We start from the raw sequence: 13,511 nt of genomic DNA on the forward strand, positions 1-13,511 counted from the left end.
CCCCGTTTATGCCCGAATTTCTTCAATCAGTTGTGAATGGATATATTCTTCACAAGCATTGGCATCTTCCCACCATGGGAACAGTACCGGAGGATGGTTGAACGCATTGGCAATTGTGCTGGCAAGTGCCGGTAAACGTTGGGCTGCCCCTAATAATTCCAGAACGTGTGGCTTTGGTGGGATAAGAAGGCTGTTTGTCCATTCCACAACGTAATGACCATATTGCCAGAATTGTTCAAACGTGTTGTTCATCCATTCAGCCGTAAAAGGTTTGTCGCCATGGGCAAGAATGGCTTCGTAATAGACTTTGCAGGCTTTTGTTGCGTTATTCGAACCCTGCCCGGTCAGCGGATCATTGGTAACCACAGCATCCCCCAGTCCAAAAACCTGACGACCAGAAGGCAAAGTCAGCACGGGCTTACGCACTACTGGTGCAAAGCGTCCCGCCAGAATGCCATTTTCATCGGTCAGCTCGATATGCTCACAACGTTCAGATTCCCACGGCAGGAAAGTTTTGAGGATCTGCTTGCTATAGGCCAGATGTTCTTGCGGTGTTCTTGCCCCTTGCCAGCCATCCATTGCGCCACCCGGAATACCCTCGAACACCATGATGTCGCAGGGACCACTGAGTGTCAGGGCAGGAAAAACGAAATATTCCCCTACACCCGGGATCAGGTTAAAAGAGACACGGGAATATTGAGGTGTTGGCAGCATACCCTTCACATAGGTCAATGCCAGTGCACGCCGCGGTGTATCATATGGTGAACGTGAAGCATCGCGTTCTAACAATTTTACAATCTCTCCTTTGCCTCCCGCCAAAATGACCAGTTCATGGCTGGCCGTCAGGCGTTCCAGTTCGGCAACACCCACATCGCGAATTTCCAGATTACCGCCACGAGAAGCAAATAGTTCCAGCCAAAATGGCATCTTGATGCGTTGATCGACAGCCTGCGCATATTTGTCGAGCCGTGCACTCCATTCAATGGCCTTGTCATGGGGAATTTCGGGATGTGGCACGGTGAAACCAATCCCTTCAACGGGCGGGCATTGCGTTTCCCACTGATTCAATCCCAAATCACGTTCAAACTGCAAAGAAGCATCAAACATGCATTGACTCGACAGAACCCGACCATGACGAACATCATCAGGCGTGCGGTTGGTGACGACAGTGACTTGATAGCCCTTGTCAAGCAGACCAAGAGCCAGAGGCAGCCCGGCCTGTCCACCTCCGACGATAGCGATACGACGCATAGTATTTTCCTCTTTTGTTTTGGATGCCGGAACTGAACCTATTCCGCCAACCGTGGAATAGCAGGTTTTGCCTGTTCTGGTCCCATTACTGAATAACCACCATCAACGGCATAATCCGCACCGGTTACAAAACTCGCTAAATCTGATAGGAGAAATGCCACGACCTGCGCAATTTCTTCGGGATCGCCGACACGACCAAGCAGATGATAATCTGCGGCAACGTTATCGGCTTTCTGTCGCTTCCCCTGGGTTAACTCATCCATAACCCGTGACCAAGTCCACCCTGGTGAAACAGAATTAACGCGGATGTGGTCAGCGGCATAATCCATTGCCATGCTACGGGTGATTTGCAGTAACGCGGCTTTTGAAGCGGGGTATAACCAGCGGCCTGTCTGGGCAATTGAGGAAGAAATGCTGGTGAAGTTAACAATGGCGCCGCCTCCCGCCGCAGTGAGGTAAGGCCGGACAAATTGGGCTGTTCTGATGGCACTGATCACATTGATATTCAAGGCGGCCAACCATGTTTCACGGCTGGAAGCGGCTCCCTCATCCAGATAAGTCGCTGCAAGGTTGATGAGGTAGTCCAGACGGTGATAACAAGCAACAACCTCATGTATTCCCTGAGAAAGTTGATTGTCGTCAGTAATATCAACATGCCAGAAACGGATGGATTCCGGTTGCAGACTGGCCGCTTTCTCCCCGCCTGCCTGATCAATATCAAAAATTGCAACCTTCACCCCATATTCACTCAATACCCTGGCAACGGTTGCCCCAATTTTGGTAGCCCCACCAGTGACAATAGCGACTTTATTGTTTAAGCCCTGCATAAGGGTTCCCCTTTTGTCATATGCCCACCAGAGTGATTAATTATGAAGGGGTATCATTACGTGAAATAGGGAGATGCAAGTAGCCGCTATATGCAGAAAAGATCCATTCAGTGCAGATTTGACATCTTACCTGCCCAAAAGCGCAGGCAAGAGATGCGAAAAGGGGAACAAAAATGAGGAGATTATTGCAAGGAAAGCAGTTCTTCACGGCTCAAACCGGAGCTTTCCATCACCAGTTCAATACTGACACCGTTTTTTAACAGGTTACGTGCCATTTCCAGTCGCGCCTTACGCTGACCCTTTTCTTCTCCTTGTTGTACGCCTTGTTGCATACCTTGTTGAAGACCTTGTTGCATACCTTGTTGAAGGCCTTGTTGCATACCTCGTTGAAGACCTTGTTGAAGGCCTTGTTGAAGGCCTTCTTTCCGGCCTTTTTCGTGTAATCGTTGAGCAATAGTCATAATCACCTCCTGACGACTATCTGTCTGTTCAATCAGCTGCTGGATAATCTGTTCAAAATGCGGTGAATCCATCGTGTTAAACAGGTAATGAAGGATAGTGACCACATCATTGTCACTATTATAATTGTGCTTAAGGGCCTGTGCCAATAACGCGGTCACGGCCTTAAACCCCTCCCGCAAATTTTTATGCTTCATCGCCAGTTCCATCACGGCGATTTTGCGATGATTCACCAGTTCATTATCATCAATCACAGTGACATCGACTAACGGAAATGGATTAAAGTATATCTCTTTCGCCAATTCGGGCAACGGAAAGCATTGCGTCCAGGTTTGCTGGAAAGGATAAGGGCTGCGCTCACCGTGGTAAAACAAGACGGGTACAACCAGCGGCAGTGTCTTGTTTCCCTGTTGCAGATGCTGATTCATCGCCATAAAAGAATAATGCATCATTCGCCATGCCATTATTTTATCTGGGGTAGACTGGTGTTCAACCAGGACATAGATATAACCCTCCCCCTGTTGCGTTTGCACCGAATAGAGGACATCCGACATTCTCGAACGTAACTGTTGGTCGATGAATGACGAGTTGGTTAATGTTAATGTGCTAAGATCACATAGTTGCTTGATTTTTTCCGGTAGGTGGATGTCAAAAAAATCTTTAGCGTTTTCAATCTGAGTCATAAACCCTTTGAAAGCCGCATCATGGGGTGTGGGTGTAGTCTTATTATTTTTATTCATTATATCTACCGTCAATTAAAAAATTCCGTGAAAAATAATCAGTCTATTAATTAATGGTATTATTAAAAATAATCATTAAATGATAATTATTTTTATAAAATATACAATCAGTATCATAATAATATTACGTATTCAATCCGTTGATGACTTACTTTTTCATCGCATTAAAAACAAATAGAGAAAACTTTAATAAACACTCTTTATTACAGTAATAATATTTATATCCATCCAACTTCAAGATGCGTGTGATTTCATTTAGTGTTATAAATTGCAACTTTTCGTCATTATTTCGCGAGTACATTTTATAAAGAAACATCCTCCAAGACTTTAAATTAATTTTCAGTAGTAAAATTTAAATTTACAACTTAACTGATATCTACCACAGCAGATAAATAGACTTTATAACATAACGCCAGATTTTACTTCCGTATTTATTGTTTCCATATTTCATATTATTGAAATAAAAACGCCACTTAAGTAAGATAAACTAGCGGTTTAGCAGTAGGATGAAATTACCTTGAATTTTAACGAATAATTAAGTGAGGGATTTATGTCTGAACTCAGTAAACCAGAAAATATGAATGCCAGCCTTAAATGCCCATTCAATCCTGACCAATACAGGGATTACGGTGCAGATATCATTGTACCAGCCGGTTCTTTCGCATGGGCACTGAGCAAAGTGTATTTAGGAAAACAGCTATATCGTAATGGTTGGAATGCCCCTAAAGAACATATGCGCCTTGCTTATGAATCTGTGGCGAATAATAGTGAAGGCAATGGTGATGGGCCTGCTTATATAGAGAAGAGTGATCAAGATGGTTATTGGCTTCCCTGGAAACCAACTCAAGAAGATTTGATGGCTTGTGATTGGAAATTGCTGCAATTACCAGAATCAAATTGGATGTCTTTTGATCTTGAAGTAGGAATGGGTCTATTTGATGACGCTATCTATAATGGATATATCAGCGACGATATGCGTCCTCGGGGGACGAAAATAAGAAATAGGAGTAGTGGTACTTTATCTAATTTCCAGAATAATATAACTACGATTAGGGAAGTTGCAGGTTTTATCTGGGATTCTGATGAAGTTATTGTAGGCGTATCCTGCTATGAAGATGGATATCAGAAGGCGGCAGAATTACTAAAAAATAGTCTTTCTATAACGCTCAATGGTAAGACTTATAATTATGCCTTCAATAATGTATCAGTGCACGAAGCTATTATAATTGCCACATATAGTGGTAATACTTCTGAATTCAATAAAATAGCGGAAATAGGTAAGACTCAAAATTTCCATTTTAGCTGGTAATATAAATAAATTCCCCAAATCCCTATCCTAAATTTAAGGCTATGCGCCATCCTGCATGGTCTTTATATTTTGCCGCTATAATAACTCCCAATACCTCAATATTCCTTATTGCCATGATATCTTTATAACAGAAACAATAAACCACATCGATATTAAATCTATTGATACCATGACTTTTGTCACTATTTCGTGGATGCACCTTTATAATCAATATAAAGGCTGAACAAGAAGCTATATTTCAGTGAGGAATTTTTTAGCAGCAAACTTCAAATTTACCACCTAACAGATATTCATCACAGCAGATAATCAGATTTTATAATACAAATCCCTATTTTATTCCATATATATTGCTTTTATATCTAACATTATTGAAATAAAAACTTAACCTAAGTAATATTAGCTAGCGGTTTAACAGTAGGATGAAATTACCTTGAACTTTAACGAATAAGTAAGTGAGGGATTTATGTCTAAACTCAACAAACCAGAAAATATGGATGCCAGCCTTAAATGTCCTTTCAATCCTCATCAATATAAGTTTGAAGGTTTTTGTGGCGAAATAACTGTGCCAATCGGTTCTTTCGCATGGGCACTAAGTCAGGTATATATAGGAAAACAGCTATTATATCGTACTGGCTGGCATGTTCCTAAAGAACATATACGCCTTGCCCATCAATCGGTAGCGAATAGCGAAGGTGATGGGACTGCTTATATCGAGAAGAGTAATAAAGATGGCTATTGGCTTCCCTGGAAACCCACCCAAGAAGATTTAATGGCTTGTGATTGGAAAATACTGCTATTACCAGCACCATATTGGATGTCTTTTGATCTTAAAATAGGATTACCGCGTGCGCCTGATTATCATTATAGCGGATATACTACCGAAGAAACATGGGACGTAGTCCGCCATTTTGACTATAGTAGAGGAATACACGAATTTCATAATATCGGTACTCTATCTAACTTCCAGAATAAGACAACAATTAAGGAAATTGTAGGATTTGCTTGCGGACTAAGGATAGGTGGTTTAAGTAAGTTGTGGAATTTAACATTTATCGTATCTTGTAATGAAGATAATTGTCAAGAAACGGTAGAGTTACTTAGCAAAGATCTTTATATAACAATCGATGATAGAACCTATAAGCTTTTTCACTTTTCCGATGGTTATATACCCATTGATCCTTCGGACAAAATTACATCTAATCCTATGGTAATCGGAAATAAAGTCATTGTTTTTTATAATTGTTATGCTGATCAGAATTTTGATGTTATAAATATATGCTCCATAATGAATCAAGAACATAGTAAAGCTAAGCATTTCTACCTTAGTTGGTACGATAAATAAATTTTCCAAATCTCCATCCTAAATTCAAGGCTACGCTCCTGTAGCCTTTTATATTCGCCGCCGAAATTACCCCCTATTGCGGCAGCAGATATATTAAAAACGCTAACCGACACCGATATTAAATCCATCAATGCTGTATGCTGAGCCAATCATCAATAATCACCTTTTATATTTATTAAATGTTTTAACTATTTAAGGTATAGATAGTTCTTGTAAGGCAATCGGATAAAATGCAAAAAATGAGAGTAATATTGAATTATTGATTCAGAATCATTTTTTGATATCAACAAAGTCAAAACAAACGCGTTACTATTTTTAATTGTTAGTCTCAAACGTCAGTACCACTTCACTTAACTAAAGGAAATGGCAATGAAATTAGAAACTTTATCCATCCACGCAGGTTATTCACCCGATCCAACAACCAAAGCCGTTGCTGTCCCAATTTACCAGACTACTTCCTACGCTTTTGATGATTCCCAACATGGTGCTGATCTGTTTGATTTAAAAGTGGAAGGTAATATTTACTCCCGCATCATGAATCCAACCAATGATGTATTGGAAAAACGTGTCGCCGCTTTGGAAGGTGGTATCGGTGCACTTGCGGTCGCTTCGGGCATGGCGGCAATCACCTACGCTATACAAACCATCGCCACGGTGGGGGATAATATTGTCTCTGTCGCAAAATTATATGGCGGAACTTATAACCTGATGGCACACAGTTTCCCAACTATGGGGATTGAAACCCGTTTTGTTGATCATGACAATCTCGCTGTCATTGACACCCTGATCGATAAAAGAACCAAAGCCGTCTATTGCGAATCCATCACTAACCCAAGTGGGAATATCATTGATATCCAGGCTCTGGCAGATATTGCCCATCGACACGGCATTCCTCTTATTGTCGATAATACCGTCGCAACGCCCTATTTATGCCGCCCATTTGAACATGGCGCCGATATTATCATCCATTCCCTGACCAAATATATTGGCGGACATGGCACCTCAATTGGTGGGATGATCGTCGATTCAGGCAAATTCCCCTGGATGGCGCATCAGGATCGTTTTGCCATTTTAGGCACACCAGATCCTTCGTATCACGGCATAACCTATACCGAACATTTTGGTGCCGCTGCCTTTATCGCTCGCTGTCGTGTTGGGCCACTGCGTAGCACAGGCGCGGCCTTGTCGCCATTCAATGCCTTTTTGATGTTACAGGGGCTGGAAACATTGGCGTTACGGATGGAGCGCCATACTGAAAACGCCCTGAAAATCGCACAATATCTGGAAAAACATCCTCAGGTATCCTGGGTGAACTATGCGGGATTGCCTGCACATCCTGAACATGATTTGGCTATCCGTTATATGGGGGGCAAGCCAGCGTCTATTCTGTCTTTCGGCATTAAAGGCGGAGAAGAAGCAGGTGTACGCTTTATCGATGCCCTGCAATTGATTGTTCGTTTGGTTAATATTGGTGATGCTAAATCTCTGGCTTGTCATCCAGCCTCAACAACCCATCGTCAGCTAAATGATGAAGAAATGGTAAAAGCGGGCGTTTCACGTGATTTAATTCGCTTATCCATAGGTATCGAACATAGCGATGATATTATTGCCGACCTCGCGCAAGCGCTGGAGGCAGCAAAGACGCAGTAAAATCGTTGTTAAGAGCGATAATATCAAAATATTGCAAATGTAATAAAAATAAACACAGGCTCTAATTTTGAGCCTGTGTTTTAGATTAAACTACAAAGCCGTAGTGTGTACCGTCGGGTAACTCTACGTCGATACGTAACTTGCCACCGGATGCTTCCACGTAACGTTTGAGAGAAGATAGCTTCAAATCGCGGCCAGGTTTCTCCATATCGGAGACAGTCGGTTGCTTAATGCCGAGAGCCACAGCGATGTCGCCTTGAGTCAGATTCATGCGTTCGCGAAGTTCTGCCAGATGGATGTTAAGCAACATCTCAGTCGCTGCTTTTTGTGCGTTGGCAACAACTTCGGGCTTTTCACTCGCCAGTATTTGGTCAAGAGTTCTTGCCATAATTGTTTACTCCTTCTTCAATTTCTCCAGATGCGCCGTGAATTCGCGGTCAGCAATCGGGATCATAATTTCGTAAAACCTTTTCTCATTTCCGTTCTTGTTACCGGCACAAAGAAGAATTCCTTTGCGTTTAGGATCGAACGCAAAGAATGCTCGGATTGGTTCTCCTTTACTTTGAACCCGCAGCTCTTTCATGTTGCTGTAGAATGAACCCTTAACGGTGTCTGCGTATGGCCTGGGTAACATCGGACCTCGTTTTCGAAGCACCATCATTGAAGCCAGAACGTTGGCACGGTCGGTGTCATCTAGAGTATAGAACCACTCATCAAAGGTGTCCGTTGTCTCGATGGTCCACATGATTGCTCCTTACACAATATAGACGTAATACTATATAGATTAAAACCTATAATCAAGATCTTTATCTTGTTTCAGGAGTGTGACTTTGTGAAACTTATGATACAATCAATGTGTGAGATAAAGTTACATATTTATTGGAGGGTCATCATGGCAATAACGCGTTTACGTCAACAGGGTGGAGCTGTCGTTGTCACCATCCCTAGTGAAGTTGCAACAGTAATGGGATGGTCTGTCGGCATGACATTGGATATAACACCATCAGGAGACACAATAAGCATCAAACCAGCGGGTAGAATTGCCAGAGGCCGAAAGTCTCTTTCTGAGTTGCTGCAAGGAATTGATGAAACAGAGGTGCAAACTTTCAACGAAGCCACCGCCGACGAACTGAATTCTCACCCTGTTGGTCATGAGGTGATTTAATGGTGCGTAAAAGGAATGTCCCAGGCAAGGGTGAAATCTGGCACACTAACGGTGATCCTGTTAGCGGAAGAGAGTTTAAAGGAGCGCATTACTATCTGGTTATCTCTGAATTTGCACTGAATCAAAAGCTAGGTACTGCACTTTGCGTTCCAATTACCAGCGGAGGAGGGTTAGCACGCTCTGAAGCGGTCACGGTATATCTCGATGGCTCAAGTACCGATACCGGAAAAATTACCGGTGTTGTGCTTTGTTACCAAATTCGTTCACTTGATTTGAATGAAAGAAAAGCGACCTATTCAGCACAAGCTGAACCCAGCGTTGTTGATGAAATATTATCCAAAGTCATAGATATTTTAGATCCTCAATTACATTGATTTTGACATACTCTGAAAGCCGAAGTTTTACGGCGCACTGGAATAAAAAAACAAACCTCTCTATTTTAAATGGGTTTGTCAGCGATCTAAATAAACACAGACTCTAATTTTGAGCCTGTGTTTTTTATCACTTATCTTACTGGTCTACCATGGTTGACATACAAAGCAACCCAGGTCCTTTTGGTGAAAAGTCAAGTTGTTCTGGATTATTAACATTAATCCCAACAGGTCCCTGACCTCCGGTTCCAGAATTGTTTGCTATGAGGTCAAACACGTCGTTATACACAATTATATTAGGGACAGTACTTCTAAGAAGCCCCCAATCCATTATATTAGGAAACTCTTCAAGTAGCGTCGTGCCATCTCTTAATATAGTGACGTCCCTATACTTAGGATCACCTTTCGTGGATGCTGGATACACATCCGACAACTTCGCTCGCATGACCTGATTCTTACCAGTAATTCCATTCGCTGCAGCGATGCAATCAGTATACAGAGGGGGATACGAATAGTAACCGACAAAATAACGCCGTGGTTTTACTGTATAAGTATAGGTTTGTATTGCTCCTGTCCGTTTGTTAGTAGTAGTCAACTTGATCGTTGTCGCTGTCAGAGAACTCCAAGCATCGTCGCCGGCAAAATGGAATTTACCGGATAATTTAGAAGCTCCATCTGAAAGCAATGCGCTCCCTGTAACTATTTCAAAATAGCCTTCTTCATCGCCACCAGGCGTAAAAACAGGCGTATCTTGATCAAGTCGTAGCTCTGCTATTAACCCGTTGAAGACGTTATAAGGTCTATTCTCACCACTCTTGTAGAAGTGATTGGCAGATGGATTGTTATTTGCACTGTAAATATACAACCCAACAGGCTGATCTACCGATTTAAATTTCACGGTAGTGTTAGCAATCGATTCATGTTTTCCTTCTTTATTCATAAGCTCCAGCTTGACATTGACATTGTCAACACCGACAGAACTGGTCAACGTTGTCGTCAGGTATCCTTGATCATCCGTGGTGAGCTGTTTATTGCCGAACACCAGCTTACCTTCCTCTACTAGTTTATTGTGGTCAAACTTGTCATTAACCACGCTCCAAATCACCTTATCGTGATCAAAGGTCAGATTTGGTATAGCTAAATCAGTGGTAGCATCCTTAATTTTTGCTTTATACAAATAAGCCTTTTGTCCGTCACCATCGAGATCCTTATCCGGTGTCACTACGAAGTCACCAATCTTAATATCACCGACGAAAGCCACGGGTTTTTCAGCGAATGTCGTCGTTTTACCGTCATCAATTGATGCACCGACTTTAATATCTTTTACAGGTTTGGTACTGGTTAAGGTAGCAAACAATTTCCCTTCGGTATTTGTAGTGTTTTGTACTGACGACCACTTCATACCATCCGGTAATGTCTCAGGATACCACTTAACATCCACCTTCTGATTTTTCAGGGCAGTACCATTCTTATCTTTTACAACGGCTGTAAAGGTATAGCCATTATCTCCAACGAGCAGTGGCCCTGATACGAACGGAGTAACGGATTGAACCTTAAAGTCAGAAATCAGGCCACTAAAGCCAATATCACCAACATGGGTTTTTGGCATTCCAGGTATTTCCAGGAAGACTTTCACATCTTTCAGCGGCTGGGAGGTCGTTACCGTTGCCTGCAATTGTCCCTGAGAATTGGTTTTGCTGGGGTTTTCCCAATCCAGACTGACATCCTTACTTTGTGGCTCAATCGACCAGGTGACATTATCAATCACGCCATTGCGGATAATATCTTTATCGGTTGTACCATGAGCGATTGTTGCCAGTAATTTATAACCGCCCTTATCACCCGCAGCAGAATTTGTTAATTGTTCAGTCTTAAATTGTCTGACAACAAAAGGCTGGACTGTCACATTCAAAATAGCTGGCTTGCTGACCTCACCGTTATTTCCTTCCGCAAAGATATTGATCGTATGCGTATTCTGTCCATTAGGAATATATTTAGGCAATACAAGCGCAATTAACTCATTACCGCCACCCACTTTGGAAATACCGCCTCCATTTTTGGTAAATGCGTTATCTGCCTGAAATATTATATTCTTGACGTTTGATTTTATGTTAGCCGCTATCTGTATTGGCGCTGGCCATGCTTGCTGGCTATAACCAACGATGTTGTTTTGCGACAACGCTAATTGCAGTTCATCTGGCTTCTTCCTGTGATCAAGCACAATATGGTTGTTTCTTTCCACTAGGTCATAGCGGCTACCTGCCAATGTACGCATGGAAGCAACACTATCAGGCGAGAACTGTACTCCCCAAGGTACTCCAAAGCGATAATTCAGGTTGGCCTGGAACAAAGTTTCACTGTGCCCGCTGCCACCATATTTGTAGTCTACCCCCATTGTCACCAACGGAATCGGCGTATAGTTCAGGCCAACTCTACCCAGGCTGGGGTTTTTCTGTTTACTACCACGATTGAACAACTCAACGTTATCACCAAAGTATTGTTCAAAGCCTAACTTACCACCCAGGTTCGGGTAAGCAGGTAAATAGAATTCGCCTTGAAGATCAAAGCCGTTGGCCGCACGCTCTTCCCAATCCTGTTTTTCCAATGACTGACGCCAGTCAGTCAGACGCAAGTATGAGTTGACCGAAAATTTGATATAATCTGTCCAGGCTTCTGCACCTACACCGATGCGCTGATTTTTACCGGTGACATCATGGTCATAGAAAGTATTCAACCCGTACATCCAAGTAGGCGTAAAATAACGGCCACCCACACCGACATTCACGGTATGGCGGCTGTCTTTATTGCGATAACCAAATTGGGAGAAAACCAACCAATCGGCTTTATTGTCGTAGAGCGGCAGCAACAGATCCAGGGAGCCATTATCCAGTTTGCCTTTTCTATCAAGGGCAAAATTAATTCTGGCTGTCCCAAACTGGGATAACCATTTCTGGGTTTCACTGGATATTATCCCATTGACTTTTCCTAACGCGTAGGATTTAGCTTGTTCGGTAAGTTGGGAAGGTGAAGACGACAGAACCCGACTTACCGTCTGAATATTTTGCGCAATTAAACCGGCTGTAGTATCTTCCCTATTCTCTAACTGATTTTCATCTGCCACTTTCTGTGTTTGATGTTCAGTGTTTTTCTCACCTATAGCCAATGTATTCGTTGCGATAAATGGCAAAAACAAAGAACCTATATATAGCGAAGATCTAATGAACTTCTTACTAATATATGAGCTCATATATAGTACCTCATAGAATATTTGATGTCCCAACATTGAATAAGAATAAAAAATTAACCTTTTTGTGCACTTAAGATACATTAGGTGACTTATTACTAATCTGCTTAATGAAAAGTTTTTATTAGTTGATAATAAGAAGTTATCGCTTGCTATTTTGAATGGCCGGTTATTACATGAAATGCGAATTAGCATAAAAAATCAGGCTTGATATTCAATCAAATAGGGGATTTTAATGATGTGTTCTTAATATTTATTTTTCAGAGAAAAATTTATTTGGCGATAAATTTCAAGTTACCGTGTTATTGGCGGTAACTTGAAAATGGTTATGAAAAAACTGCCTATTTGATGGCAAGTACCAAAAATGCAGCCCGCTTAAACCAGGCAATCACAGAAGTGGAAGGTGGTAAAACCGTTGGAAAGGACTTATTGTTACGAGAAGGACGCTATCACCCAATCTTCAATTCTTAACCCCAAAACCCGTTCAAATTCACGGGTATTATTTGTCACAAGAACCATACCCAGTGAGCGGGCATGGCCTGCAATCATACTGTCATAGGGGCCAATAGGTTTTCCCTTTTTTGCTAATTCAGCACGTATTTGTCCTGTATGAGCAGCAGCATCAAAACCATAGTTCATGATTTCCAAACGTGCAGCGAATCCCTCAATAATATCCAGATTTTTTTTAGGATTTTCTGATCTTTCAGAACCATAAATTAACTCCATCAATGTTACAAAGCTGATGCAAAGCTGGCCATAATGTTGATAAAAAGCGTCTCTGACTTTCTGTGGTTTATTCTTGATAGTATAAATACAAATATTGGTATCAAGCATATATTTAATCATCAAAATTCTTCCCTGAGCTGTTCACTTGGCTGCTGCCTGTCAGTCATAAAATCAGGGGTAACATTTTCGCCATCAAACCAACTATCCCATCCCTCTCCTGCTGGAGTTATGATACGAGTTCGACCGATAGCAATAATATCAACATGTTTTACATCTTCCGGTAAAGCAACAGCTTTGGGCAAGCGTACAGCCTGACTACGGTTACTTTTAAAGACAGTTGTTTTTTCCATACTGACCTCCGAAATAAAATCTTCCAATTAAGTTCATTGAAAAGCATAGCCCTTTTCAGGGATATATCAACGGGATA

General features: G+C 41.9%; 13 protein-coding genes. 5 read left to right on the forward strand and 8 right to left on the reverse strand.

All coding sequences use genetic code 11. The annotated features are described in order from the left end of the window. Positions 1–6: 6 nt before the first annotated feature. The 3 genes from AAC853_RS02620 to AAC853_RS02630 all read right to left on the reverse strand — a co-directional run bounded on the left by AAC853_RS02620 (position 7) and on the right by AAC853_RS02630 (position 3,277). Positions 7–1,251 (reverse strand): styrene monooxygenase/indole monooxygenase family protein, encoded by a 1,245-nt coding sequence (locus AAC853_RS02620; RefSeq protein WP_340613619.1) that lies wholly within the window; start codon positions 1,249–1,251, stop codon positions 7–9. Positions 1,252–1,289: 38 nt separating this feature from the next. Further along, positions 1,290–2,078 carry an SDR family oxidoreductase gene (locus tag AAC853_RS02625; protein ID WP_340613620.1) on the reverse strand — a complete coding sequence of 263 codons (789 nt, stop codon included), beginning with the start codon at positions 2,076–2,078 and terminating at the stop codon, positions 1,290–1,292. 182 nt (positions 2,079–2,260) lie between these two features. Further along, positions 2,261–3,277 (reverse strand): Rpn family recombination-promoting nuclease/putative transposase, encoded by a 1,017-nt coding sequence (locus tag AAC853_RS02630; protein WP_340613621.1) that lies wholly within the window; start codon positions 3,275–3,277, stop codon positions 2,261–2,263. A gap of 550 nt (positions 3,278–3,827) precedes the next feature. Between AAC853_RS02630 and AAC853_RS02635 the strand changes: the two genes are divergently transcribed. From AAC853_RS02635 to AAC853_RS02645, 3 genes are all read left to right on the forward strand, one after another. Next, complete coding sequence (locus AAC853_RS02635; RefSeq protein ID WP_340613622.1) at positions 3,828–4,586, forward strand: Thoeris anti-defense Tad2 family protein; 759 nt, start codon at positions 3,828–3,830, stop codon at positions 4,584–4,586. Between the two features lie 463 nt (positions 4,587–5,049). After that, on the forward strand, positions 5,050–5,928 hold the full coding sequence (locus tag AAC853_RS02640) for a Thoeris anti-defense Tad2 family protein (RefSeq protein WP_340613623.1): 879 nt from the start codon (positions 5,050–5,052) through the stop codon (positions 5,926–5,928). 369 nt (positions 5,929–6,297) lie between these two features. After that, on the forward strand, positions 6,298–7,578 hold the full coding sequence (locus AAC853_RS02645) for a bifunctional O-acetylhomoserine aminocarboxypropyltransferase/cysteine synthase (protein WP_340613624.1): 1,281 nt from the start codon (positions 6,298–6,300) through the stop codon (positions 7,576–7,578). Positions 7,579–7,663: 85 nt separating this feature from the next. Here the strand turns inward: AAC853_RS02645 and AAC853_RS02650 are convergent, their stop codons facing one another. Beyond that, complete coding sequence (locus tag AAC853_RS02650) at positions 7,664–7,966, reverse strand: XRE family transcriptional regulator (protein ID WP_074021154.1); 303 nt, start codon at positions 7,964–7,966, stop codon at positions 7,664–7,666. Positions 7,967–7,972: 6 nt separating this feature from the next. Then, positions 7,973–8,323, reverse strand: coding sequence for a type II toxin-antitoxin system RelE/ParE family toxin (locus AAC853_RS02655; RefSeq protein ID WP_340613625.1), 351 nt, complete (start codon positions 8,321–8,323; stop codon positions 7,973–7,975). Positions 8,324–8,470: 147 nt separating this feature from the next. Here AAC853_RS02655 and AAC853_RS02660 point away from each other — a divergent pair, with 147 nt between their 5' ends. Both AAC853_RS02660 and AAC853_RS02665 read left to right on the forward strand, forming a co-directional pair. Continuing rightward, the gene (locus AAC853_RS02660; protein WP_338883498.1) at positions 8,471–8,743 is read left to right on the forward strand and encodes an AbrB/MazE/SpoVT family DNA-binding domain-containing protein; all 273 of its coding nucleotides are present in this window, start codon (positions 8,471–8,473) and stop codon (positions 8,741–8,743) included. Continuing rightward, complete coding sequence (locus tag AAC853_RS02665) at positions 8,743–9,117, forward strand: type II toxin-antitoxin system PemK/MazF family toxin (RefSeq protein WP_338883500.1); 375 nt, start codon at positions 8,743–8,745, stop codon at positions 9,115–9,117. The genes AAC853_RS02660 and AAC853_RS02665 overlap by 1 nt, the downstream gene beginning before the upstream one ends. 136 nt (positions 9,118–9,253) lie before the next feature. Here AAC853_RS02665 and AAC853_RS02670 read toward each other — a convergent pair whose 3' ends face one another. The 3 genes from AAC853_RS02670 to vapB form a co-directional block, all read right to left on the reverse strand. Beyond that, positions 9,254–12,361, reverse strand: a complete 3,108-nt coding sequence (locus tag AAC853_RS02670; protein WP_340613626.1) for an inverse autotransporter beta domain-containing protein — start codon at positions 12,359–12,361, stop codon at positions 9,254–9,256. Positions 12,362–12,790: 429 nt separating this feature from the next. Further along, positions 12,791–13,204, reverse strand: a complete 414-nt coding sequence (gene vapC, locus AAC853_RS02675; protein WP_340613627.1) for a type II toxin-antitoxin system tRNA(fMet)-specific endonuclease VapC — start codon at positions 13,202–13,204, stop codon at positions 12,791–12,793. After that, positions 13,204–13,434 carry a type II toxin-antitoxin system VapB family antitoxin gene (gene vapB / locus AAC853_RS02680; protein WP_193850094.1) on the reverse strand — a complete coding sequence of 77 codons (231 nt, stop codon included), beginning with the start codon at positions 13,432–13,434 and terminating at the stop codon, positions 13,204–13,206. Before vapB ends, vapC begins: the two co-directional genes overlap by 1 nt. Between the last annotated feature and the right edge of the window lie 77 nt (positions 13,435–13,511).

This window comes from Xenorhabdus thailandensis (assembly GCF_037996785.1).
In the GTDB taxonomy this organism is placed as follows: Bacteria; Pseudomonadota; Gammaproteobacteria; order Enterobacterales; family Enterobacteriaceae; genus Xenorhabdus; species Xenorhabdus griffiniae.